This window comes from Comamonas sp. B-9 (assembly GCF_000410635.1).
Classification (GTDB): Bacteria; Pseudomonadota; Gammaproteobacteria; order Burkholderiales; family Burkholderiaceae_C; genus Comamonas.
This window is the reverse complement of record NZ_KE148661.1, coordinates 22,214-45,165: the sequence shown is the minus strand read 5'-3', so window position 1 is coordinate 45,165 and position 22,952 is coordinate 22,214. Positions and strand designations below refer to the sequence as shown.

The 22,952-nt window shown below is 61.9% G+C and carries 19 protein-coding genes and 1 riboswitch; of the genes, 3 read left to right on the top strand and 16 right to left on the bottom strand.

Translation table 11 applies throughout. The annotated features are described in order from the left end of the window. Positions 1–149 precede the first annotated feature (149 nt). Positions 150–3,305 carry an IPTL-CTERM sorting domain-containing protein gene (locus H928_RS29425; protein ID WP_158400612.1) on the bottom strand — a complete coding sequence of 1,052 codons (3,156 nt, stop codon included), beginning with the start codon at positions 3,303–3,305 and terminating at the stop codon, positions 150–152. A 317-nt stretch (positions 3,306–3,622) separates the two neighbouring features. On the opposite strand from H928_RS29425, the gene H928_RS0122845 reads away from it, so the two are divergent. Continuing rightward, entirely contained in the window at positions 3,623–4,840 is a 1,218-nt protein-coding gene (locus H928_RS0122845) for an ABC transporter substrate-binding protein (RefSeq protein WP_021028582.1), read from the top strand. A gap of 174 nt (positions 4,841–5,014) precedes the next feature. Further along, positions 5,015–5,698: a YitT family protein gene (locus H928_RS0122840; RefSeq protein WP_021028581.1), complete on the top strand. Its 684-nt coding sequence runs from the start codon at positions 5,015–5,017 to the stop codon at positions 5,696–5,698. An 18-nt stretch (positions 5,699–5,716) separates the two neighbouring features. On the opposite strand, the gene H928_RS0122835 is transcribed toward H928_RS0122840, so the two are convergent. Both H928_RS0122835 and thiC read right to left on the bottom strand, forming a co-directional pair. After that, positions 5,717–6,382, bottom strand: coding sequence for a nitroreductase (locus H928_RS0122835; RefSeq protein WP_021028580.1), 666 nt, complete (start codon positions 6,380–6,382; stop codon positions 5,717–5,719). Between the two features lie 139 nt (positions 6,383–6,521). Next, a complete protein-coding gene (thiC, locus tag H928_RS0122830; RefSeq protein ID WP_021028579.1) occupies positions 6,522–8,456 on the bottom strand; it encodes a phosphomethylpyrimidine synthase ThiC in 1,935 nt (644 codons plus the stop codon). 298 nt (positions 8,457–8,754) lie between these two features. Continuing rightward, a riboswitch (TPP riboswitch) is annotated at positions 8,755–8,876 on the bottom strand. 187 nt (positions 8,877–9,063) lie between these two features. On the opposite strand from thiC, the gene H928_RS0122825 reads away from it, so the two are divergent. Then, entirely contained in the window at positions 9,064–10,287 is a 1,224-nt protein-coding gene (locus H928_RS0122825) for an ABC transporter substrate-binding protein (protein WP_148293273.1), read from the top strand. Positions 10,288–10,366: 79 nt separating this feature from the next. Here H928_RS0122825 and H928_RS0122820 read toward each other — a convergent pair whose 3' ends face one another. From H928_RS0122820 to nuoI, 13 genes are all read right to left on the bottom strand, one after another. Then, the gene (locus H928_RS0122820; RefSeq protein ID WP_021028577.1) at positions 10,367–11,350 is read right to left on the bottom strand and encodes a branched-chain amino acid ABC transporter permease; all 984 of its coding nucleotides are present in this window, start codon (positions 11,348–11,350) and stop codon (positions 10,367–10,369) included. A gap of 9 nt (positions 11,351–11,359) precedes the next feature. Further along, entirely contained in the window at positions 11,360–12,244 is an 885-nt protein-coding gene (locus H928_RS0122815; RefSeq protein WP_021028576.1) for a branched-chain amino acid ABC transporter permease, read from the bottom strand. Positions 12,245–12,374: 130 nt separating this feature from the next. Next, positions 12,375–13,571, bottom strand: coding sequence for an ABC transporter substrate-binding protein (locus tag H928_RS0122810; RefSeq protein WP_021028575.1), 1,197 nt, complete (start codon positions 13,569–13,571; stop codon positions 12,375–12,377). 77 nt (positions 13,572–13,648) lie between these two features. Beyond that, the gene (locus H928_RS0122805; RefSeq protein ID WP_021028574.1) at positions 13,649–14,371 is read right to left on the bottom strand and encodes an ABC transporter ATP-binding protein; all 723 of its coding nucleotides are present in this window, start codon (positions 14,369–14,371) and stop codon (positions 13,649–13,651) included. 1 nt (position 14,372) lies between these two features. Then, entirely contained in the window at positions 14,373–15,143 is a 771-nt protein-coding gene (locus H928_RS0122800) for an ABC transporter ATP-binding protein (protein WP_021028573.1), read from the bottom strand. A gap of 329 nt (positions 15,144–15,472) precedes the next feature. After that, complete coding sequence (locus H928_RS0122795) at positions 15,473–15,991, bottom strand: DUF1178 family protein (protein WP_021028572.1); 519 nt, start codon at positions 15,989–15,991, stop codon at positions 15,473–15,475. 4 nt (positions 15,992–15,995) lie between these two features. Beyond that, positions 15,996–16,322: a DUF2818 family protein gene (locus tag H928_RS0122790; protein WP_027011294.1), complete on the bottom strand. Its 327-nt coding sequence runs from the start codon at positions 16,320–16,322 to the stop codon at positions 15,996–15,998. Positions 16,323–16,354: 32 nt separating this feature from the next. Next, a complete protein-coding gene (nuoN, locus tag H928_RS0122785; RefSeq protein ID WP_021028570.1) occupies positions 16,355–17,848 on the bottom strand; it encodes an NADH-quinone oxidoreductase subunit NuoN in 1,494 nt (497 codons plus the stop codon). 27 nt (positions 17,849–17,875) lie between these two features. Next, a complete protein-coding gene (locus H928_RS0122780; RefSeq protein ID WP_021028569.1) occupies positions 17,876–19,345 on the bottom strand; it encodes an NADH-quinone oxidoreductase subunit M in 1,470 nt (489 codons plus the stop codon). A 12-nt stretch (positions 19,346–19,357) separates the two neighbouring features. Next, positions 19,358–21,397: an NADH-quinone oxidoreductase subunit L gene (gene nuoL, locus H928_RS0122775; protein ID WP_021028568.1), complete on the bottom strand. Its 2,040-nt coding sequence runs from the start codon at positions 21,395–21,397 to the stop codon at positions 19,358–19,360. A 28-nt stretch (positions 21,398–21,425) separates the two neighbouring features. Continuing rightward, the gene (gene nuoK, locus H928_RS0122770) at positions 21,426–21,734 is read right to left on the bottom strand and encodes an NADH-quinone oxidoreductase subunit NuoK (RefSeq protein WP_021028567.1); all 309 of its coding nucleotides are present in this window, start codon (positions 21,732–21,734) and stop codon (positions 21,426–21,428) included. After that, complete coding sequence (locus H928_RS0122765; RefSeq protein WP_021028566.1) at positions 21,731–22,399, bottom strand: NADH-quinone oxidoreductase subunit J; 669 nt, start codon at positions 22,397–22,399, stop codon at positions 21,731–21,733. Before H928_RS0122765 ends, nuoK begins: the two co-directional genes overlap by 4 nt. 35 nt (positions 22,400–22,434) lie before the next feature. Further along, on the bottom strand, positions 22,435–22,947 hold the full coding sequence (gene nuoI / locus H928_RS0122760; RefSeq protein ID WP_021028565.1) for an NADH-quinone oxidoreductase subunit NuoI: 513 nt from the start codon (positions 22,945–22,947) through the stop codon (positions 22,435–22,437). Between the last annotated feature and the right edge of the window lie 5 nt (positions 22,948–22,952).

Genomic DNA, 22,952 nt, shown 5'->3' with positions numbered 1-22,952 from the left:
TCAAAATCAGCTAGCAATCTAGCCGACTTTGCGACGCATCGGAAGTGCCCTGACGCACCCTACCGCTTGCGCCATGCCTGCGCTTGAAAAAAGCCGCCAGGGCACCCCAAGGCGCCACTGGCGGTCAACTACCCATCAAACCCTAACGATCAAACCAGCGCCTTGCGCTTGCGGCGCCAGGCCAGCAGGCCCATGCCGCCCGATAGCAGCGCGAGTGCTGCATGGCCCAAGGTAGGCACGGGGGTGGCGGTAGCGCCAGGGGTGCCAGGCGTGCCGGGGTCATCGGCCAGCACGGCCACACCACCCGGATCGCGGATGACGCCATTGGCCAGCAGGTCGTCGTCGCCGGTCTGGCCGTCGGTGAGGGTCAGGATGACCTTGTTGCCGCTGATCGTGGCGTTGGGGTAGGCATACCAGTGGTCCTGGTTGTTGTCGGCGGTCTTGCCAAACTTGTAGTACTTGGCATTGGCCGGCAGCGCCTGCGGGTAGGTCATCTCTACCGTGGCGCTCTGGCCTGGCTGGCCACCGGTCAGCTGCAGGCTGACGACGCCAAACGGAAAGCTCAGGCCACTGGGCGCGGCCGCTGCCGGGCTTACGGCCACCGCTTGCGCGGCATCAAAGGCCCACAGGCCCGTGCCGCCGCCTTGCACGGTGGCTTGCATCTCGCCGTCCTTGCCGATGGGGGTCAGGGATGCGCTGGCCGGCTTGGCCACAAAGTCAAAACGCACCTGGCACTGCGCTGCAATCGTGCCGGTGGTGTAGGCCGTTTGGTCGGCATTCCATTGGCCGGCCGGGCAGGTACTGCCTGCCGCCAGGCCCACCAGCTGGTAGCCCGGTTGGGGCACCACGGCGCAGGTGCTGGTCTGGCCGGGCACAGCGCTGCTGCAGCTTACATGACCGGCAGCAGGTGCATTGGGTGTGCCCACCACGCCATCGCTGCCATCGCCCACCACCAGGGTCAGCGGCTGGCCCATGATCACATAGCTGTAGGTGCCATCCATCTGGTAGCGGTAGCCGGGCATGACGATGGCCGTGCCTGCGCTGCTGAAGCTGAGGCCTCCTTTGCCATCGGGCACTGCCGTAGCGGTACCGCCCAGGTATACCAGCTCGGTGGCGGTAGCATCGCTTTGCGCACGCAGTTGGGTGGTCAGGGTCACACCCAGGCTCAGCGGCTCGTTCAAGGCCAGTGCGCCCGTTTGGGGCTGGGCAGCGATCTCGACCGGGAAGTTGCTGGCCAGGTAGGCGTGGTCGGTGGTGATGCCGTTGGTGCCCCAGCTGTAGTACTTGTAGAAGTCAGTGGCCGTATTCACTGTCCAGGGCCAGAAGGTCACGCCCCGGTGCTTGGCCGCTTCCATCGTGCTTTGGCGAATGGCGGTGTAGCTGGGGTTGAAGGTCGAGGAGTTGGCCTGGGTCGCTTCCAGCACATTGCGTACGCTGGCCGGCACATCGGCGCTGTCGGCAATGCTGTTGAGGAAACCGCCCGTCAGCTCGGGCATTTGCTCGCCGCTGCGCTTGAGCTGGTCGGCAATGAAGGAGATCGCAACCGACTGGTCCGCCACCCCCTCTTCGGCCATTTCCTTCTTGAGCTGGGCAATGATGCGCGGGTTGCTGCTCTTGAGCTCGATCACATGGGTGATCGGATTGTTCTTGAAGGCCTGGAAGTACTCGCGCATGGTGGGCACTTTGTAGCCCTTGGTTTTGCTGGCAAGGGCTTTAACCTGCGCCAGCGTCATATTCTCGATAGCTCCAGTGCCATTGGTAGTGTTGTCTACTGTCGCGTCATGCATGATGACCAGGTGGTCATCGGTGGTGATGTAGATGTCGTTTTCCACGGCATCGGCACCGGCAGCCACTGCCGCCTTGGCGCTTTCCAGCGTGTTCTCGTCCTCGCGGCTGGGCATACCCCGGTGGCCGATGACCAGCGGCTTGCGCAGCAAGGTGTTGGCGGGCAGCTTGCGCAGCACCTCGGCGTAGGCGGCGCTGTTGGCAGAGACGACGCCGTTGACACCGCTGACCAGCACCTTCGCTGCTTGCTCGGGGGTGGCGGCCTCGGCATTGCTCCACACCGTGATCAGCAGGCGCTGCAGGTGGGCGACAAATGCGCGGGTTGTCAGGCCCTCGGGCAGGATCGCGATCTTGGCGCCCGCCCGGTTGGTATCGCCCACGATGGTCAGCAGATCGGCCTTGGACGTGGTCAGCTTGCGCTCGCTGAAATCCACCGCTGTGCGCAGCTTGGGCAGCGCCACGCGGGCTTGCTTGAGCAGTGCCACATCGCTGGACAGCAAGGTCAGGTCGGCAAGATTGTGCACCTGGTCGGAGAAGGTCACCAGCGCATTCAGGGTCGCTGCATCCTGGATGCGCAACAGCGGAATGGTGTTGCGGTTGGGCTGGGCAAAGTAGGCCGCCAGCGTACCCACCGTGGCGCCGCTGGCGTCAAGCAGATTGAGGGCGCTGTCCAGCGTCCACAGCGCATTGCTGGCGCCGGTGCCAGCCAGCGATTGCAGGCCTTCTGCCGCCTGTACCAGGGTGGGTGCCATTGCCGCTGCGCTGCCGGCGTCCTGCACGGCCACGGGCATATCGAACTCAGGCAGTGGCGTGATCTGCTCGGTCACCTTGATGCTTTTGACACGCATGACGAGGCCGGCAGTCGACATGCCAATGCCCCCGTTGGCCATGTCGGCCGTCATCACCGTATCGTGTAGCAAGGCCCCATCGAGGTACTGGCGCACCCGGTTGCCATAGACCACGACGCTGGCGGTATAGGTTTTCGCGGCGCTGATCGCCTCGGTAAAGGGCTTGGTGCCCTGCACCGACCAGGCATTCGCCTTGCGGAGCGCAAATTCGGTGCCATTGTTGGCCGTGGCCGTCTGGCGAATCGCAAATTGGTAGTAGGGCTCGTGCGCCGGAGAATTTGTGGCGGGCGAGGTGCGGTACATCACACTGCCCCAGCGCGTGGCGTTGTTCTGCTGCTCGAAGCTGAACTCCACATCCACCCGGTAGTTGGACAGCTTCTCCAGCTCCACAGGCAGGAGGACTGCCGTCATCGCAGTGTCATTGGCCTTGCCGTTGATCAGCAGATTGCCGGTGCTGGCATCCATAGTCACCGTGCCCTTATTCCATGAGGCTGGGCGCCAGCCATCAGGCAGCTTGGTCGCTGCCGGGTCATTGAATACATGCTCAGCATAGACCTGGCCTTGCGGGTCAGCGGCGGCCAGCTTGGCCTCTAGTGCCTGGCCAGCGGGGGTCTGCACCGACAGATCTGCCGCTGGCGTGGTTTGTGTGGTGAGGATGAGCAAAGAGGCCATGGCGGCCACAAGGGGTAAGCGTCGCATAGGGATCCCAAAAGAAAGGCGGGAGTGTTGCAACGGCGGGTGACATCCTGATGAAGAAGATTTGACAGAGCCGCTCTTACAGCAGCATGCCCTCTGGACAAATATTCCTATGTGTTATTTGGTATTTATTTGTATTTATTAACTTATCAAATATTCCTCTGCACAGCGCGCCCGGTAACGTGGGTGACAACCGCGGCGCGGCGCCGCGGCTTCTACCCTGTCGCCATCTGGCATCTGCTCTTAGCATGGCTGTTGCACCACCAAAGCAACCCATAACAAAGGAGTCTCGTATGTCAACCCCAACCTCCCTGCGCTTTCGGCCCGCGCTCAGCGCCTGTGCCCTCGCCTGCTGCGCGATCACCGGCACGGCCCAGGCACAGGCACCAGCGCCGGTGCGCCTGGGTTTTCTCACCGATATGTCCAGCCAGTATTCGGACGGCGATGGCAAGGGCGGCGTGACCGCTATCCAGATGGCCATCGAGGACTTTGGCGGCAAGCTCTTGGGCCGCCCGATCGAGCTCTTGTCGGCCGACCACCAGAACAAGGCCGATATCGCCTCGACCAAATCGCGCGAATGGGTCGACACCCAGGATGTACAGCTGCTGATTGCCGGCACCAACACCGCGACGGCGCTGGCCATGGGCCAGGTGGCCAATGAGAAAAAGCGCGTGCTGCTGATCAATGGCGCCTACTCCTCCAACCTGACGGGCAGCCAGTGCTCGCCGTACTGGGTGCACTACAACAGCGACACCACGGCCATTGCGCGCGGCACGGGCCGGGCGGTGTCAGAGCAAGGCGCCAAGACCTGGGCACTCTTGGTCGCCGACTACACCTTTGGCCACACCCTGGAGGCCGATGTGACCCAGGTGGTGCAGGCCCAGGGCGGCCAGATCGTCAAATCGGTGCGTGCGCCTTTCCATGCGAACGATTTTTCGTCCTACCTGGTGCAGGTGCAGGCCAGCAAGGCCGAGATCCTGGGCCTGGCCAATGCCGGCGGTGACTTCATGAACGCGCTCAAGGCGGCGCGCGAGTTTGGCATTACGCCCAAGATGAAGCCCGTGGCGCTGATGGTGTTCGCCAATGAGGTCGAGAGCCTGGGCCTCAAGCTCGCCGGTGGCCTGATGTTCACCGACAGCTGGTACTGGGACCGCTCGCCCGAGGCCCGCGCCTGGACCGACCGCTACTACGCCCGCACCAAGAAAATGCCGACCTCGCTGCAGGCCTCCGACTACTCCTCGGCAATGAGCTACTTCAAGGCCGTGGAAAAGGCGCAGAGCCTGGATGCCGACAAGGTGATGCAGACCCTCAAGTCTATGCCGCTGAACGACATGTTCGGCAAGGGCAAGATCGAGCCCAATGGCCGCTATGTGCATGACATGTACCTGCTGCAGGTCAAGACGCCTGAGGAGTCCAAGGGCAAGCATGACTCGTTCAAGCTGCTCAAGGCGCTGCCGGGCGAGACGCTGTTTGCGAGCAAGCAAGAGGCCCAGTGCCCCATTTGGAAGTAAGCGACTGAACCGGGAAAAGCAGCCTGCAGCCGGGCTGCGCCAATCCTCGGCAGGGTTTGAGGGATAAGGGTTAGCCCTATATTTAAGGGCTATCTCGCCTTTTGCTTGCGCCTGGTCAGAGTGGGGGCATGCGCTGCGCCCCAAGCTGGCAGGACTCTTGCTTGCCCTCTTCCCATGACCCGATACCGCCTCTTTGCCAGCGCAGGCTTTGCGCGCGTGAGCCAACTGACCTCCAACAAATTCCGCTGGGCGCTCAAGACCGGCTCCTCCGGCCATTCCTGGCTGGAGGATGGCATCGCGATGGCGGTCGGCATCTTGCTGATCTCTACCGCCTTGGTGCTGTACAAAAGCGCGGGGCTGCTGACCGGCGGCATTGCCGGCATTGCACTGCTGGGGCACTACGCCACCGGCACCGATCTGGGCCTGCTGTTCTTCTGTCTGAATTTTCCGTTCTACTGGCTGGCGGCCAAGCGCATGGGCACTGCCTTTGTGGTCAAGACCTTTATCGCGGTGGTGGCCACGTCCTGGCTCACCGAGCTGCTGCCGGCGCTGCTTTCCATCTCCTATGTGTCCCAGCCGCTGGCCGGCATCCTTGGCGGTGTGCTGCTGGGCACCGGCTTTTTGATTCTGTTCCGCCACCGGGTCAGCCTGGGCGGCTTTGGCATTCTGGTGCTCTACCTGCAGGAGCGCCATGGCTGGTCGGCCGGCAAGGTGCAGATGGGCCTGGACTGCCTCATCGTGGCCTTCGCGCTGTGGCTGGTGCCGGCCGTGTCGGTCGCCTGGTCGATTGCAGGCGCCGTCATCCTGAACCTGATTGTGGCGATGAACCACCGCAAGGACCGCTATATCGCGGTCTGATGCTCCCGTTGAGCAGCTTCAGTCAAACCCGCGCATCTGCGCCCAGTCGCCAAAGGGTGCGCGGTCGGCGCGCAGGCTGTTGATGGGCGCCGACAGGTCTTCATAGCCCAGCGCAATGCCATAGGCCACACGGTAAGGTTCTGGCGCCTTGAGCACCCGCTCCACCGTGTCGCCATAGCGGCGCCAGTAGCCCTGGGCACAGGTGGCCAGGCCGCTCTCGGTGGCCAGCAGCATGAGGGACTGCAGATAAATGCCCAGGTCCACCCACTGCGCATAACCCATGCGCTCGTCGGCAAACACCAAGAGGCCCACCGGGGCGCCAAAGAAGCGGCCATTCTTGGCCAGCTGCTCCAGGCGCGCGGCCTTGTCCTCGCGCGGAATGTCGATGGTCTTGTACAGGTCCTCACCATTCTTGAAGCGGCGCGTGCGATACGGCTCCCAGAGGTTGGGCGGGTAGGTGTAGTTGTTACCGCCTTCGGGCAACGGCTGCGCGTCCGCTATCGCATCAGTCAGTTCATGCAGCGCATGGCCCGCCAGCGCCACCACCCGCCAGGGCTGCAGGTTGCCGCCCGATGCCGCCTGGGCCGCATCGGCGATCAGGCTGTGCACCTCGTGGGCAGAGGGAGCTTTGGGCAAAAAGGCGCGCACCGAGCGGCGCTCTTTCATGGCTTGCGTGACGTTCATGGCAAAGGGCTTTCTGGCGTTGAAAGGGGCTGGCAGATGGCAGTCCGCAGTTTAGTGCAGCGCAGCAAATGCTGCTGACACCGAGGCGCCAATGCGGCCACCAGGTGGTGGCCGCATGGGGTCAACGCCCGCCGCGTCCTTATCTGGCCGTGGTGTCGCTGGCGATCGGGATGTAGAAATCGCCGCCCGCCCGGTTGAACTCCGCCGCCTTGGCCTGCATACCCACGGCAATGCCCTGCTCTTCGGCCACGCCCTGGTTCTTGGCAAACTCGCGCACCTCCTGCGTGATCTTCATCGAGCAGAACTTGGGCCCGCACATCGAGCAGAAATGCGCCACCTTGGCACTGTCCTTGGGCAGGGTTTCGTCATGGAAGGCGCGGGCCGTGTCCGGGTCCAGCCCCAGGTTGAACTGGTCCTCCCAGCGGAAATCAAAGCGCGCCTGGCTGAGCGCATCGTCACGCGCCCGGGCCCCCGGGTGGCCCTTGGCCACATCGGCTGCGTGCGCTGCAATCTTGTAGGCAATGATGCCCTGCTTGACGTCATCGCGGTCGGGCAGGCCCAGGTGCTCCTTGGGGGTGACGTAGCACAGCATGGCGGTGCCAAACCAGCCGATCATCGCTGCGCCGATGGCGCTGGCGATATGGTCATAGCCCGGCGCGATGTCGATGGTCAGCGGGCCCAGGGTGTAGAACGGCGCCTCATGGCAGTGCTTGAGCTGCTCGGTCATATTGGCCTGGATCATGTGCATGGGCACATGGCCGGGGCCTTCGATCATGGTCTGCACATCGTGCTTCCAGGCCAGCTGGGTCAGCTCACCCAGGGTGGCCAGCTCGGCAAACTGGGCTTCGTCGTTGGCATCCGAGGCGCAGCCCGGGCGCAGGCCATCGCCCAGCGAGAAGCTCACGTCGTACTGCTTCATGATGTCGCAGATATCCTCGAAATGCGTGTAGAGGAAGCTCTCGCGGTGGTGGGCCATGCACCATTTGGCCATGATGGAGCCGCCGCGCGAGACGATGCCGGTGCGGCGCTGGGCCGTCAGGTGGATATAGGCCAGGCGCACGCCGGCATGGATGGTGAAATAGTCCACGCCCTGCTCGGCCTGCTCCACCAGGGTGTCGCGGAAGATCTCCCAGGTCAGGTCCTCGGCCACGCCGCCCACCTTCTCCAGCGCCTGGTAGATCGGCACCGTGCCAATGGGCACCGGCGAGTTGCGCACGATCCAGTCGCGCGTGGTGTGGATGTTCTTGCCGGTGGACAGGTCCATCACATTGTCCGCACCCCAGCGGATCGCCCAGACCAGCTTCTCGACCTCCTCCTCGATGCTCGAGGTCACGGCCGAGTTGCCGATATTGGCATTGATCTTGACCTTGAAGTTGCGGCCAATGGCCATCGGCTCGATCTCGGGGTGGTTGATATTGGCCGGGATGATGGCCCGGCCCCGCGCCACCTCTTCACGCACAAACTCGGGCGTGATGATCTTGGGGATGGCCGCGCCCAGGCTGTTGCCCGCCAGCCGTGCCTCGCGCGCGGCATCGCGCTGGTACTCGGCCATCCATTCGCGGCGGCCGTTCTCGCGCAGGGCCACATACTCCATCTCGGGGGTGATGATGCCTTTGCGTGCATAGTGCATCTGGGTCACGTTGGCGCCGCTCTTGGCGCGGCGCGGCTGGCGCTGCAATGCAGCGGCCTCGGCCCGCAGCTGGGCCACGCGCAGGTCTTCTTCGCCGCGCTTGCCGCCATCATCGAGCGCCACGCGCTGGCGCCCCACATAGTATTGGCTGTCGCCGCGCGCAGCGATCCATTCGGCACGCAGCGCGGGCAGGCCCTGGCGCACATCGATGGCCACGGCCGGGTCGGTGTAGGGGCCCGAGGTGTCGTAGACGCTGACCTGCTCTCCATTGGTCAGCGCAATATCGCGCACCGGCACCTGCAGCTGCGGGTGGATGGCACCGGCCAGATAGGACTTGGTCGACGCGGGAAAAGGCTGGCGCGATTGGGCCAGCAGTTCGCTAAAGCGTTCGGCATCGGGGGCATCACCGGTGGCGGGGATGAACAGGGACTCAGGGGCGTTCATGGCAGTCTCCTCAAAGCGGTTGATTTCATCGAACGCTCCGAGACGTGCCGGCCCTCTTCTGCTGCAACACGCCAGGCATGGCTGCTTGGCCGCAACACGCCCATCGACTACACCCCGGCCCGGCCGTGCTGTGCGTGGTGCCAGGGCCGCTGTTGGCTGGCCATGGCGGCACCTGTTGCGCGCTGACAGGTGTCGTCCCCAAAAAAGACAAAACCCCAGTGCGCGAGGCGCCTGGGGTGTGCGTGGCAGGTGGCCACAGGCGCGTGCCATGCAACGCTGCCTGCCTTCCACCGCTGTGCTTTCAGGGTCCCGCTCTTCTTCCGCCGGCATGAACCGGATCAAGTTCGTCGGGTTCACTACTCAGCAGTCTTGCAACTGCCTTTGGCATCTCAGCGCTTTCGCACACCCCGGAGCTGCGAGCAGTATAGCCGCTTCGCGCCGCGCGCGCAGCCCCGTTTTTGCGCCGCGCTGGTGCTTACCCCAGTAGGCGCGCGCCAAGCAGCCTGCAACCATCGGGGCGCAGCAGCCCACGCGTGCGCCGCACCTGGCAGCCGCACTGCACGCCTGTCTATTTGAACAAGGAGACCTTCCGATGAATGTTCCTGCAATGCCCTCTTTGCGTTCTGCCCGGCCGCACCGGCGACGCGCGATTGCGGCCGCTGCCGCTGGCTGTGTGCTGGCCCTGCTCGCCCAAGGTGCGCTGGCGCAAGACAAGGTGCGGATCGGCTTCATCACCGACATGTCCAGCGTCTATGCCGATGTCGATGGCAAGGGCGGGGCGCTGGCCTTGCAGATGGCGATTGATGACTTTGGCGGCAAGCTGCTGGGCAAGCCGGTGGAGCTGATGGTGGCCGACCACCAGAACAAGGCCGACCTGGCCGCCTCCAAGGCCCGCGAATGGTTTGACCAGCGCGACATGCAGATGCTGGTGGGCGGCACCACCTCCAGCACCGGCCTGGCGATGGCCAAGGTGGCCGAGGAGAAAAAGCGCCTTATCATCGTCAACGGCTCGGGCACCTCGGCGCTGACCAATGACCAGTGCAGCCCCTACACCGTGCACTATGCCTATGACACCGTGGCCCTGGCCAAGGGCACCGGCGGCGCCATTGTGGCGCTGGGCGACAAGGACTGGTTCTTTCTGACAGCCGACTACGCCTTTGGCCATGCGCTGGAGGCCGATACCACCAAGGTGATCAAGGCCGCAGGTGGCCGCGTGGTGGGCGCCGTGCGGCACCCGATCAATGCCTCGGATTTCTCGTCCTTCCTGCTGCAGGCGCAGAACTCCAAGGCCCAGATTCTGGCGATGGCCAATGCCGGTGGCGACACCATCAACACCATCAAGGCCGCGCGCGAGTTTGGCGTGACCAAGACCATGAAGCTCGCTGGCATGCTGCTGTTCAGCTCGGACATCCACAGCCTGGGGCTCAAGCAGACCGAAGGCCTGATGTTCACCGACAGCTGGCACTGGGACCTGAACCCGGAAAGCCGCAAGTTCTCGGACCGCTTCTTCGAGAAGTTCAAGAAGATGCCCACCTCGCTGCAGGCGGCCGATTACTCGGCGATGATGACCTACCTGAAGACGGCCGACCGCATCAAGTCCACCGATTCGGACAAGGTGATGGCCGCGCTGAAGGCCGAGCCCCTGTCCGACTTCTATGCCAAGGGCGTTGTCCGCCCCGATGGCCGCTACGCCCATGAGATGTACCTGATGCAGGTCAAGGCCCCGGCCGAGTCCAAAGGCGCCTGGGATTACTTCAAGGTGCTCAAGACGCTCAGCCCCGACGAAGTCTGGACCACCAAGGCCGAATCCAGCTGCAAGCTCTGGAAGTAAGACCGCCCTCCCCGCCCTCCCCAAAAACAAAGACCCGCGCAATGCGGGTCTTTGACTTGGGCGGGTCTGCAAGCCTCCGCTATTTCTTCTTGCGGTCCATGAAGGCAATCAACTCACCCATGATGCCGCGGCGGAACGCCAGCACGCAGATCACAAAAATCAGGCCGGTCACAATGGTCACCGACTCACCCAAGGTGTTGAACCATTCGACGCCGGTCAGGCGCGACAGCCAGGTGCCGATATCGCCGATCTTGTTCTCCAGCGCGACGATCACGGCCGAGCCGACGATCGGGCCAGAGAGCAGGCCCAGGCCACCCACCAAGGTCATCAGGATGACCTGGCCCGATGCCGTCCAGTGCACGTCGGTCAAGGTCGCAAAGCCCAGCACCACCGTCTTGAGCGAACCGGCCAGACCGGCCAGCGCAGCCGAGATGACAAATGCCAGCAGCTTGAAGCGGTTGACGTCGTAGCCCAGCGAGATGGCACGTGGCTCATTTTCCTTCAGGGCCTTGAGCACCTGGCCGAAAGGCGAATGCACCGTGCGCATGATCAGCAGGAAGGCCAGCACCACGATGGCCAGGGCCACGTAGTACATGGTCCAGTCGCTCTCCAGACTCAGCACGCCAAACAGCTTGCCGCGCGGCACCGCTTGCAGGCCGTCCTCACCACCGGTAAAGGGCATTTGCAGGCAGGCAAAGAACAGCATCTGGGCGAGCGCCAAGGTGATCATCGAGAAATAAATCCCCTGGCGGCGAATGGCCAGCCAGCCAAACACCACACCCAGCAAGGCGCCGAACGCCACGCCGAACAAAATACCCAGCTCCGGCGTCAGGTGCCAGACCTTGATCGCATGGCCGGTGACGTAAGCCGCACCACCAAAGAAGGCGGCATGGCCAAAGGACAGCAGACCGGTGTAGCCCAGCAGCAGATTGAACGCACAGGCGAACAGCGCAAAGCACATCAGCTTCATCACGAACACAGGGTAGGCCCCCATGAACGGCGCAGCGATCATGCCGAGCAGCAGCAACCCATACCCCAGTTTGGCAAACTTCTTGGAATTCATCCCCTCACCTCACTTCGCTTTGCCAAACAGGCCAGCCGGGCGCACCAGCAGCACGATGACCATGATCACGAACACGACGGTGGCCGAGGCTTCTGGGTAGAAGACCTTGGTCAGCCCTTCGATCACGCCCAGTGCCAGACCGGTGACGATGGCGCCCATGATGGAGCCCATGCCACCGATCACCACCACCGCGAACACGGTGATGATCAGGTTCTGGCCCATCAGCGGCGTAACCTGGTAGACGGGCGCTGCCAGCACGCCGGCAAAGGCGGCCAGGCCCACGCCAAACGCATAGGTCAGCATGATCATCAGCGGCACGTTGACACCGAAAGCCTCGACCAGACGGGGGTTCTCGGTGCCGGCACGCAGGTAGGCGCCCAGGCGGGTTTTCTCGATCACATACCAGGTGGCAAAGCAGACGATCAGCGAGGCCACCACCACCCACATGCGGTAGTTGGGCAGCAGCATCACGCCGACATTGGTGGCGCCTTCGAGCAGCTCGGGCGTGTCGTAGCCCAGGCCCGAGACACCGTAGATCGAGCGGAACACGCCCTCGATCAGCAGCGACAACCCCAAGGTCAGCAGCAGGCCGTAGAGGTGGTCGAGCTTGTAGATATGGCGCAGCAAAAAGCGCTCTATCAACACCCCGATAATGCCCACCAGAATCGGCGACAGCAGCAGCATCACCCAGTAATTGACCTGGAAGTAGGATGCCGCCATCCAGGTGAACATGGCACCCAGCATGAACAAAGCGCCGTGGGCGAAATTGATCACGTTGAGCAGGCCAAAGATCACGGCCAATCCCAGACTGAGAATGGCATAGAACGAGCCATTGACCAGACCCAGCAGCAGCTGGCTCATCAAGGCCGGTAATGAGATACCAAAAATTTCCATGAAAAGCTCACGAGTCAGTGAATGAACACAACACGCCTGGCGTCATGCCGCTGCTTTTGCGACCCGGGCCATCAGCGATGGCGGGCAGCTGCAGCCAGCAGCAAAGACGCAGGTTAGGTGTGAGCGGTGCTTACTTCCAGAGCGCGCACTTGGATTCGGCCTTGGTCGTCCAGACCTGGTCCGCAGGCAAGGTGGACAGAACCTTCAGGTAATCCCAGGGCTTCTTGGATTCGGCAGGCGACTTCGCTTCGACCAGGTACATGTCGTGCGCGTAGCGGCCATCGGGGCGGATCACGCCCTTGCCGTAGAAGTCGTTCAGTGGCGTGCTCTTCAGGTAGGCCATGACTTTGTCGGCATCGGTGGTCTTGACCGCTTCGACAGCCTTCAGGTAGTTCATCGTGGCCGAGTAGTCCGCCGCATGCAGATCGGTGGGCATGCGCTTGGTCTTGGCGAAGAACTTGTCGGCGAACTTGCGTGTCTCGTCGTTCAGGTCCCAGTACCAGCTGGTGGTGTGCAGCAGGCCTTCGGTGTTCTTCAGGCCCATGCTGTGGATGTCGGAGAGGAAGACCAGCAAGCCAGCGGTCTTCATGGTCTTGTTGATGCCGAACTCGCGCGCGGCCTTGATGGCATTGATGGTGTCGCCGCCGGCATTGGCCAGGCCCAGGATCTGGGCCTTGGAGCTTTGCGCCTGCAGCAGGAAGGACGAGAAGTCAGACGCGTTGAGCGGGTGGCGCACCGAGCCCAGCACTTGGCCGCCCTTGGCCTTGATGACGGCCGTGGTGTCTGCTTCCAGCGAGTGGCCGAATGCGTAGTCGGCCGTCAGAAAGAACCAGGACTTGCCGCCACGGTCCACCACCGCGCCGCCAGTGCCCTTGGCCAGCGCCACGGTGTCATAGGCATAGTGCACGGTGTAGGGGCTGCATTGCTCATTGGTCAGTGCCGAGGAGCCCGCGCCGCTGTTGAAGTAGACGCGCTTTTTCTCTTGCGCCACCTTGGCAGCGGCCAGCGCCGTGCCGGAGTTGGTGCCGCCAAACAGCATGGTCACGCCTGCGGTATCGATCCACTCGCGCGCCTTGGAGGCAGCGATGTCGGCCTTGTTCTGGTGGTCGGCCGAGACCATCTCGATCGGCTGGCCCAGCACCTTGCCACCGAAGTCATCGATGGCCATCTGGATCGCGACTGCGCCGTTCTTGCCTTCCACATCAGCATAGAGGCTTGACATGTCGGTGATGAAGCCGATCTTCACCTTTTCTTGTGCCTGGGCAGCGCCTGCGGACAGGGCGACCAAACATGCCACCTGGGCAATGGCTTTGAGCTTTGCTTTCATCTTGTCTCCTAAAAAATATCTGTTCTCAATACATGGCGGCAGTCTGCGCTGCGCCAGGGTTGCAAAAAAGTGGGAGGCTAGACCCCCAGCAAGGTGTTGAGCAAAGGCATCTTGCCTTCGAGCTCGTCGGCGCTGAACTGCTCGACGATCTGGCCGTGTTCCATCACATAGAGGCGGTCAGCCAGTGGCGCGGCAAAGCGGAAGTTCTGCTCGACCATCACCACGGTGTAGCCCTTGGCGCGCAGGCTCACGATCATGCGAGCCAGCGCCTGCACGATGACGGGGGCCAGGCCCTCGGAGATCTCATCGAGCAGCAGCAACTTGGCGCCGGTGCGCAGGATGCGGGCCACGGCCAGCATCTGCTGCTCGCCGCCCGACAGGCGCGTGCCCTGGCTTTGGCGGCGCTCGGCCAGGTTGGGGAACATCTCGTAGATCTCTTCGACCGACATGCCGGCCGAGCCGGTTTTGAGGTCCGGCGGCAGCATCAGGTTCTCTTCGCAGGAGAGGCTGGCAAAGATGCCGCGCTCTTCCGGGCAGTAACCCAGGCCCAGGTGCGCAATCTTGTGCGTGGGCATCTGGATGGTCTCGACGCCATGGATCTTGATCGAGCCCTTGCGCGCTCCGGTCAGGCCCATCACCGCACGCATCGTCGATGTGCGGCCCGCGCCATTGCGGCCCAGCAGGGTCACCACTTCGCCCGGCATCACGCGCATGTTCACGCCATGCAGCACGTGCGACTCGCCATACCAGGCGTGCAGATCGCTGATCTCCAGTGCAGGCACTCCGTTTTTCTCATTCATGTCAGTGCGCTCCCTGCAGCTGGCCGTCGGTGGTTCCCATATACGCTTCCATCACCTGGGGGTTCTGCGACACCGTCTGGTAGTCGCCCTCGGCCAGGATCGCGCCGCGCTGCAGCACCGTGATGCGGTCTGCAATCGTCGAGATGACCTTCATGTTGTGCTCGACCATCAAGATGGTGCGGCCAGCCGAGACCTTCTTGATCAGCTGGGTGACGCGCTCGACGTCCTCGTGGCCCATGCCCTGGGTGGGCTCATCGAGCAGCATCAGCTCGGGCTCCATCGCCAAGGTGGTGGCAATCTCGAGCGCACGCTTTTGGCCATAAGGCAGGTTCAAGGTGATCTCGTCGGCCAGGTGCGCCAGGCCCACCTCTTCGAGCAAGGCCACGGCGCGGCCATTGAGCTTGTCCAGGGTGCGCTCGCTGCTCCAGAAGTGGAAGGACGTGCCCAGCTTGCGCTGCAAGGCGATGCGCACGTTCTCCATCAGGCTCAGGTGCGGGAACACCGCCGAGATCTGGAAGGAGCGGATCACGCCACGGCGGGCAATCTGCGCCGGCTCTTCACTGGTGATGTCCGTGCCGTTGAAATGGATGATGCCCTTGGTGGGCGTCAGAAACTTGGTCAGCAGGTTGAAGCATGTCGTCTTGCCGGCCCCATTGGGGCCGATCAGCGCATGGATCGAGCCCCGCTGCACCGACAGGTTGACATTGCTGACTGCTGTGAATCCCCGAAACTCCTTGGTGAGATCTCGGGTTTGAAGAATGACATCACTCATGGGCACCGCACCGCTTCGCTGGAAAAAAGCGCGGCGCCTATTCCGGGTTGGAAATGCACGCCGCTTCGATGCTGCCAATACTAGGAAAGAATACTGCAATGCAACACTGGGGAAAGCCTGTAGGTGAGGCTGCGTACGCGTTAACCCGTGGGCTTTATGCGCTCACTTTTTGATAGTCACCTGAGGGACAAGTGGTCGTCTTTTTGTCATCAAAATCAAGCACGGGCGACAATACACAGGCCCTGCCCCGGCCCATTCATACGCGCTGTGCATCATCGGCGCTGCAGCATGCCAGCCAGGCGGGCTGCTGCCAAGGCGACAGATAAAGCCTATTGCAGGCGGTGCTTGCTCGCTTCGGGCAGCAGCAAGGGCAGCACATCGATGCCCTCATCGACCAAAGCGCGCTGCTCCTCGGGGGTGGCAGTGCCCCGGATCGGGCGGGCATCGACCTCGCCCTCATGCATCTGCCGGGCCAGGTCGGCAAAGCCGCTGCCCACATCGTCGGTGTTGGCTACGATCTGGCGCGACAGCTCCAGCCAGGCCTGTTGCAGGCGCTGGGTATCGCTGAGCGGGCTATGAGGGGCCTGGGATGGCGAGGACGCAGCCGGCGCGCTACCAGGCTGTGCAGGGGCTGCGCTGGATGAAGGTTGCGCAGCAGGCGCCGCTGGGGCCAGGGAATTGGATTTGCGCGCCAGATGCGGCGCGCTCAGGCCTTTGACGATCTCGTGCGAGTTGCACATCGGGCAGCTGAGCCAGCCCTGGCTTTGTTGCTGCTCGAACGCGGCGTCCGAGGCGAACCAGCCCTCAAAGATATGGCCCAAGGGGCAGCGCAGGTTGAAGACCTTCACAGGCTCACCCCGCTCGGCTCACCTTGCGCAGCAGGTACTGGTAGGCAAAACCGGGGAAGGCAAAGGTCAGGAACAAGGTGCCGGTGACGGCATAGAACTCCCAGCCCTGGCTGCTGCGCTGGCCGGCACGGCCTTCGAGCAGCATCGCAAAGGCCCCGATGAGGAAGTACAGCACGACGAGCTCAACCAGGCGGATCCACAGGGCCTTGCCGGCACTGCTGCCGTCATGGCACAGGGGCCCCGCGGCCAGGATGCGTTGGTTCAGAAACGGCAGATTGGCCGCAACAAAGCCCGCCACGATCACCAACCAGATGGATGCAGTGATAGACATGCGGGCTTTGTCAGGCTCGGTTGCCGAGCCGCTTAGCTGGCGAGTGCGCGCAGCACGGCGTCAGAGCACAGCTTCATCAGACCGCCGGGCATGATGCCCAGGATCAGCACCAGCGCGCCATTGACGACCAGCACGGCACGCACGTCCAAAGGTGCATGCACCTTGGCGGCGGTGATGGGCTTGTCAAAGTACATGACCTTGACCACGCGCAGGTAGTAGAAGGCGCCGATCAGCGACATGATCACCGCAAACACCGCCAGCGCAATGTACAGGCCACTGCCCGATGCCACCAGCGCCTGCAGCACGGCCAGCTTCGAGTAGAAGCCCACCAGCGGAGGAATACCAGCCATCGAGAACAGGCAGATCGCCATCACGCCAGCGTACAGCGGGCTGCGCTGGTTCAGACCGGCAAAGTCGGCAATCTCTTCGCTCTCGAAGCCTTCACGGGCCAGCAGCAGCACCACACCGAACGTGGCCAGGGTGGTCAGCACATAGCTCACGACGTAGAACATCGAGGCGCTGTAGGCGTTGCCAGCGGTGGCCGCTTCGACATTGCCATTGACCACGCCGGACATCAGACCCAGCAGCACAAAGCCCATTTGCGAGATGGTCGAGTAGGCCAGCATGCGCTTGATATTGGTCTGGGCGATAGCAGCCAGGTTACCGATCAGCAGCGAGAGGATGGCCAGCACGGCCAGCATCTGTTGCCAGTCAAAGGCCAGCGGCAGCAGGCCGTCCACCAGCAGGCGGATCACGATCGCGAAAGCTGCCAGCTTGGGCGCGCCGCCCACGATCATCGTAATGGCCGTGGGTGCGCCTTGGTAGACGTCAGGCACCCACATGTGGAAAGGCACCACACCCAGCTTGAAGGCCAGGCCAGCAACCACAAACACCAGACCAAACACCAGCACTTGGTGGCGGATCAGACCGGAGTTCACCGCCTTGAACACTTCACCGATATCGAGCGAGCCGGTGGCGCCGTAGATCATCGACAGGCCGTACAGCAGGAAACCCGAGGCCATCGCACCCAGCACAAAGTACTTCATGCCCGCTTCCACCGCCGCGGTGTTGTCACGGCGCAGGCAGACCAGCGCGTAGCTCGACAGGGTCAGCAGCTCCAGGCCCAGATAAATGATCAGGAAGTTGTTGCCCGAGATCATCACGTTCATGCCCAGCAGCGCGAGCAGCGACAGGATGAAATACTCACCGCCCTTGAGCATGCCACGGTCACGCGAGTAACCACGGCCATACACCAGGGTCACAGCCATCGCGATGGCCGCAGCGCACTTGAGCCAGTTGCCCATGGCGTCGGAGACGACCATGTTGCCAAAGGCGTAGAAGGTATTGCCATTGCTGGCATAGATACCGGTGATCACCGCCACGACCACCAGGGTCAGCAGCGACAGAATGTAGGTGAGCGTGCGCCCTGCGCTCTTGACGCCCAGGTCCACGATGGTGATGACGCAGGCCATCACCAACAGCACGATTTCAGGATAGATAGCCAGCCAGCTGATGTTATCAATCATCTCAAGTCTCTCAATTCTGTCCGACCATCACAACTTGGACGCAGCGACATGCTTGAGCAGGTCGGCCACCGAGGCACCCATCACATCGGTGAACGGCGCAGGGTAGACACCCATGATCAGCACGGCAGCAGCCAAGATGCCCAGGATTAGGAATTCGCGGCAACCGATGTCCTTGAGCTCGCGCACATGGTCATTGGTCACTGGGCCGAAGTACACGCGCTTGTACATCCACAGCGTGTAGGCAGCGCCCAGAATCAGCGCGGTAGCCGACAGCACACCAATCCAGAAGTTGAACTTGGTGGCGCCCAGGATCACCATCCACTCACCGATGAAACCGGCGGTGCCTGGCAGGCCGCAGTTGGCCATCGCAAACAGCAGGGCAAAGGCGGCGAACTTGGGCATGGTGTTGACCACGCCGCCGTAGGCAGCGATATCACGCGAATGCACGCGGTCGTACAGCACACCGATACACAGGAACATCGCGCCCGACACAAAGCCGTGGGCAATCATCTGCATCAGGCCACCCATGACACCGATGTCATTGAAGATGAAGAAGCCCAGGGTCACAAAGCCCATGTGTGCGACGGACGAATAAGCCACGAGCTTCTTCATGTCCTTCTGCACAATCGCCACCAGACCCACATAGATCACAGCGATCAGCGACAGCGCGATGATGAGCCAGGCCCATTCGTGCGACGCATCAGGCGCGATGGGCATCGAGAACCGCAGGAAACCATAGGCACCGAGCTTCAGCATGATCGCGGCCAGCACGGCAGAACCACCGGTAGGCGCTTCGACGTGAACGTCGGGCAGCCAGGTGTGGACCGGGAACATCGGCACCTTCACGGCAAACGCAGCGAAGAAGGCAAAGAAGATCAAGGTCTGCTCGGTCATCGTCAGCGGCAGCTGGTGCCAGGCCAGAATCTCGAAGCTACCGGCCTTGGTGTACAGGTACAGCAGCGCGATCAAGGTCAGCAGCGAACCCATCAGCGTGTACAGGAAGAACTTGAACGCTGCGTAGATGCGGTTCGGGCCGCCCCAGATACCGATGATCAGGTACATCGGGATCAGCGTGGCTTCAAAGAACACGTAGAACAGCAGACCGTCCAGTGCCGAGAACACACCGATCATCAGACCCGACAGGATCAGGAACGCGCCCATGTACTGGTTCACGCGCTCGGTGATCGACTCCCAGGACGCCAGCACCACGATCACCGTGATGAAGGCGGTCAGCGGCACAAACCAGAAGGAGATGCCATCAACGCCCAGGTAGTAGTTGATACCAAAGCGTGGAATCCAGGACGCCTTCTCGACGAACTGCATCGCCGACGTACCCAGCTGGAAGCCGGTGTACAGCGGCAAGGTGACCAAGAGGCCTATCAGCGCACCGACCAGTGCGATCCAGCGCACCATCTTGGCCTGCTCCTGCTTGCCAAAGGCCAGCAGGACCGTACCAAAGACGATGGGCGTCCAAATTGCAAGACTCAACAATCCCATTTTTCTTCTTCCTTACTTGTTGAGCAGCACGAAGTACGTCATGGCCAGGAAGATACCCAGAATCATGACCAATGCGTAGTGGTACACATAACCCGTCTGCAGCCAGCGCACCAGGGCGGAGATGCGGCCCACCAGCTTCCAGGAACCGTTGACGAGCAGGCCGTCGATCAGGCCTTGGTCGCCCACCTTCCAGAACACGCCACCCAGCACGCGCGAGCCGCGGGCGAAGATGTTTTCATAGACCCAGTCCACACCGTACTTGCCTTCCAGTGCCTGGTACAGGCCGACCTTCTCGCTCATGCGCTTGATGGCGGCAGGAATCTCGGGCTTGACCATGTAGAACACATAGGAGGTCACCACACCGGCCAGCGCCAGCCAGAACGGCGCAGCAGTGAAGCCGTGCAGTGCCATCGGGATCCAGCCGTGGATCTTCTCGGCCAGCTCGGCCATCGCGCCGTGCTTGCTGCCATCGACATAGATGACGCCCTTGAAGAAGTCACCAAACAGCATCGGCATCAGCGCAATCGCACCAATCACCACCGAAGGAATCGCCAGCAGCACCAGCGGCAGGGTCACCACCCATGGCGACTCATGCGGCTTGGCATCGTGGCCATGCCCGTGGTGGTCGTCGTGCGCGTGGTGGTCGTCATGGTGGGCATCGGGGTTCTGGTCGTAACGCTCTTTACCGTGGAACACGATGAAGTACAGGCGGAACGAGTAGAACGCAGTGATGAACACGCCAGCGAGCACGGCAAAGTTGGCAAAGCCGGCGGCAGGCAGGTTCGAGGCGTGCACCGCTTCGATGATCGCGTCCTTCGAGTAGAAGCCCGAGAAGAACGGCGTACCGATCAGTGCCAGGTTACCCAGCAGGAAAGTGATCCAGGTGATGGGCATGTACTTGCGCACGCCACCCATCCAGCGGATGTCCTGGTTGTGGTGCATGCCCATGATGACCGAGCCCGCGCCAAGGAACAGCAGTGCCTTGAAGAACGCGTGCGTCATCAGGTGGAACACCGACACCGAGTAGGCCGACACGCCCAGTGCGATGGTCATGTAACCCAGCTGCGACAGCGTGGAGTATGCGATCACGCGCTTGATGTCGTTCTGGATGATGCCCAGGATACCCATGAACAGCGCGGTGATCGAGCCAATCACGAGGATGAAGTTCAGGGCTGCGTCAGACAGCTCATAGAGCGGCGACATGCGCGAGACCATGAAGATACCGGCGGTCACCATGGTGGCCGCGTGGATCAGTGCCGAGATGGGGGTAGGACCTTCCATCGAATCGGGCAGCCAGGCGTGCAGCGGGAACTGGGCCGACTTGCCCATCGCACCGATGAACAGGCAGATGCAGATCACCGTCATCAACGACCAGGTCGAGCCCGGCAAGGTCATGCCGCTCAGCTCATTGGTCTTGGCGAAGATTTCGGTGTAGTTCAGGGTGCCGGTGTAGGCAGCGATCAGGCCGATACCCAGGATGAAGCCGAAGTCACCGACACGGTTGACCACGAAGGCCTTCATGTTGGCGAAGATCGCGGTTTCCTTCTTGAAGTAGAAACCGATCAGCAGGTACGACACCAGGCCCACCGCTTCCCAGCCGAAGAACAGCTGCAGCAGGTTGTTGCTCATCACCAGCATCAGCATGGAGAAGGTGAACAGCGAGATGTACGAGAAGAAACGGTCATAGCCGTCGTCTTCCGCCATGTAGCCCATCGTGTAGATGTGCACCATCAGCGACACAAAGGTCACCACGCACATCATCATCGCGGTGATGGAGTCGATCATGAAACCGATCTCCATCTTCAGCGACCCGACGGTCATCCAGGTGTAGAGCGTCTGGTTGAAGGTCGCGCCTTCAAACACCACGCTCTGGAAAGTCATCGCAGAGATGACGAAGGCAATGAACACACCCAGGATGGTGAGCGTGCGGCTGCCAACGCGGCCGATGCGGTTGCCGCCCAGGGCGGTACCGAAAATGCCTGCCAGCAAAGATCCTGCCAGGGGCGCCAGAGGCACCGCCAACAGTGTTGAAGCAGAAAGGGTTTGACTCATTCTTCTTAACCTTGCAAGTATTGGTGCCTCAACCCTTCAGGGAGTTGAGATCTTCCGCATCGATGGTGGACTTGTTACGGAACAGCAACACCAAGATTGCCAAACCAATTGCCGACTCCGCCGCCGCAACGGTCAGGATGAAGAACACGAAAATCTGGCCGTGCATGTCTCCCAGGTAGTGGGAGAAGGCGACAAAGTTCGTGTTCACTGCCAGCAGCATCAACTCGATGGCCATCAGCAGCACAATCAGGTTGCGGCGGTTCAAGAAGATGCCGACCACGGACAGGGCGAACAGCATGGCGCCCAACGTCAGAAAATGACCCAGAGTGAGCGTCATACCTTCTTCTCCTCGACCTCAGCGGCGGGCTGCACCACAGGGGCAGCAGGCTTGCTCGCTTCGACTTTGACCAATTGCAGGCGATCCGAAGCACGCACGCGCACTTGCAGGGATGCATCGATAGCCTTGGAGTCCTTGCGTTGGCGCAGGGTCAGGGCAATCGCGGCAATCATCGCCACCAGCAAGATGACCGCAGCCACTTGCACAGGGAACAGATACTCGGTGTAGAGCATGGTGCCCAGCGCCTTGACGTTGCTGTATGGCACCACCTTGCCAGCCGCATCCACCACCGCTGGGATGGCCTTGGGCGCGTCGATGGCGCTGAAGCCGCCGATCAGCACCACGCCCATCTCGAATGCGACGATGGCAAAGATCACTGCAGCGAGCGGGAAGTTCTTCCAGAAGCTCTTGCGCAGCTGGTCGATGCGGATATCCAGCATCATCACCACGAAGAGGAACAGCACCATCACGGCGCCCAGGTAGACCATCACCAGCACGATGGCCAGGAACTCAGCCTTGAGCAGCAACCAGATACCGGCCGCCTGAGAAAACGCCAACATCAGGTGCAGCACAGCGTGCACCGGATTTGGAGCAGTAACCACTCGGAATGCCGCATACAGCAGCACTACCGAGAACAGATAGAAAAAACCAGTTGTGACATCCATGTGGGGCTCTTTTCGATCAGTCTCCAAGTGCCGCGTTAGCGGTACTTTGCGTCCGCAGCCTTGGCTGCAGCAATTTCAGGTTCGTAACGGTCGCCCACGGCCAGCAGCATTTCCTTGGTGAAGTACAGGTCGCCGCGCTTTTCTCCGTGGTATTCCAGAATCTGGGTTTCCACGATGGAGTCAACGGGGCAGCTTTCTTCACAGAAGCCACAGAAAATGCACTTGGTCAGATCGATGTCATAACGGGTGGTGCGGCGCGAGCCGTCATCACGCACATCGGACTCGATCGTGATCGCCATCGCAGGGCAGACGGCTTCGCACAGCTTGCAGGCAATGCAACGCTCTTCGCCGTTTTCATAGCGGCGCAGCGCGTGCAGGCCACGGAAACGGGGCGACAGCGGCGTCTTCTCTTCGGGGAACTGGACCGTGATCTTGCGCGCAAACGTGTAGCGGCCGGTCAGGGCCATGCCCTTCATCAATTCCCAGAGCATGAAGCTCTTGAAGAAATCCTTCACCGAGAAAGAGCGGGGAGAAACTGCAGTAGTCATGTTGT

Excerpts from the sequence above, each read along its gene's own strand:
- H928_RS29425 (WP_158400612.1), bottom strand. The coding sequence starts at position 3,305 with ATGGCCTCTTTGCTCATCCTCACCACACAAACCACGCCAGCGGCAGAT.
- H928_RS0122845 (WP_021028582.1), top strand. The coding sequence starts at position 3,623 with ATGTCAACCCCAACCTCCCTGCGCTTTCGGCCCGCGCTCAGCGCCTGT.
- H928_RS0122840 (WP_021028581.1), top strand. The coding sequence starts at position 5,015 with ATGACCCGATACCGCCTCTTTGCCAGCGCAGGCTTTGCGCGCGTGAGC.
- H928_RS0122835 (WP_021028580.1), bottom strand. The coding sequence starts at position 6,382 with ATGAACGTCACGCAAGCCATGAAAGAGCGCCGCTCGGTGCGCGCCTTT.
- thiC (WP_021028579.1), bottom strand. The coding sequence starts at position 8,456 with ATGAACGCCCCTGAGTCCCTGTTCATCCCCGCCACCGGTGATGCCCCC.
- H928_RS0122825 (WP_148293273.1), top strand. The coding sequence starts at position 9,064 with ATGCCCTCTTTGCGTTCTGCCCGGCCGCACCGGCGACGCGCGATTGCG.
- H928_RS0122820 (WP_021028577.1), bottom strand. The coding sequence starts at position 11,350 with ATGAATTCCAAGAAGTTTGCCAAACTGGGGTATGGGTTGCTGCTGCTC.
- H928_RS0122815 (WP_021028576.1), bottom strand. The coding sequence starts at position 12,244 with ATGGAAATTTTTGGTATCTCATTACCGGCCTTGATGAGCCAGCTGCTG.
- H928_RS0122810 (WP_021028575.1), bottom strand. The coding sequence starts at position 13,571 with ATGAAAGCAAAGCTCAAAGCCATTGCCCAGGTGGCATGTTTGGTCGCC.
- H928_RS0122805 (WP_021028574.1), bottom strand. The coding sequence starts at position 14,371 with ATGAATGAGAAAAACGGAGTGCCTGCACTGGAGATCAGCGATCTGCAC.
- H928_RS0122800 (WP_021028573.1), bottom strand. The coding sequence starts at position 15,143 with ATGAGTGATGTCATTCTTCAAACCCGAGATCTCACCAAGGAGTTTCGG.
- H928_RS0122790 (WP_027011294.1), bottom strand. The coding sequence starts at position 16,322 with ATGTCTATCACTGCATCCATCTGGTTGGTGATCGTGGCGGGCTTTGTT.
- nuoN (WP_021028570.1), bottom strand. The coding sequence starts at position 17,848 with ATGATTGATAACATCAGCTGGCTGGCTATCTATCCTGAAATCGTGCTG.
- H928_RS0122780 (WP_021028569.1), bottom strand. The coding sequence starts at position 19,345 with ATGGGATTGTTGAGTCTTGCAATTTGGACGCCCATCGTCTTTGGTACG.
- nuoL (WP_021028568.1), bottom strand. The coding sequence starts at position 21,397 with ATGAGTCAAACCCTTTCTGCTTCAACACTGTTGGCGGTGCCTCTGGCG.
- nuoK (WP_021028567.1), bottom strand. The coding sequence starts at position 21,734 with ATGACGCTCACTCTGGGTCATTTTCTGACGTTGGGCGCCATGCTGTTC.
- H928_RS0122765 (WP_021028566.1), bottom strand. The coding sequence starts at position 22,399 with ATGGATGTCACAACTGGTTTTTTCTATCTGTTCTCGGTAGTGCTGCTG.
- nuoI (WP_021028565.1), bottom strand. The coding sequence starts at position 22,947 with ATGACTACTGCAGTTTCTCCCCGCTCTTTCTCGGTGAAGGATTTCTTC.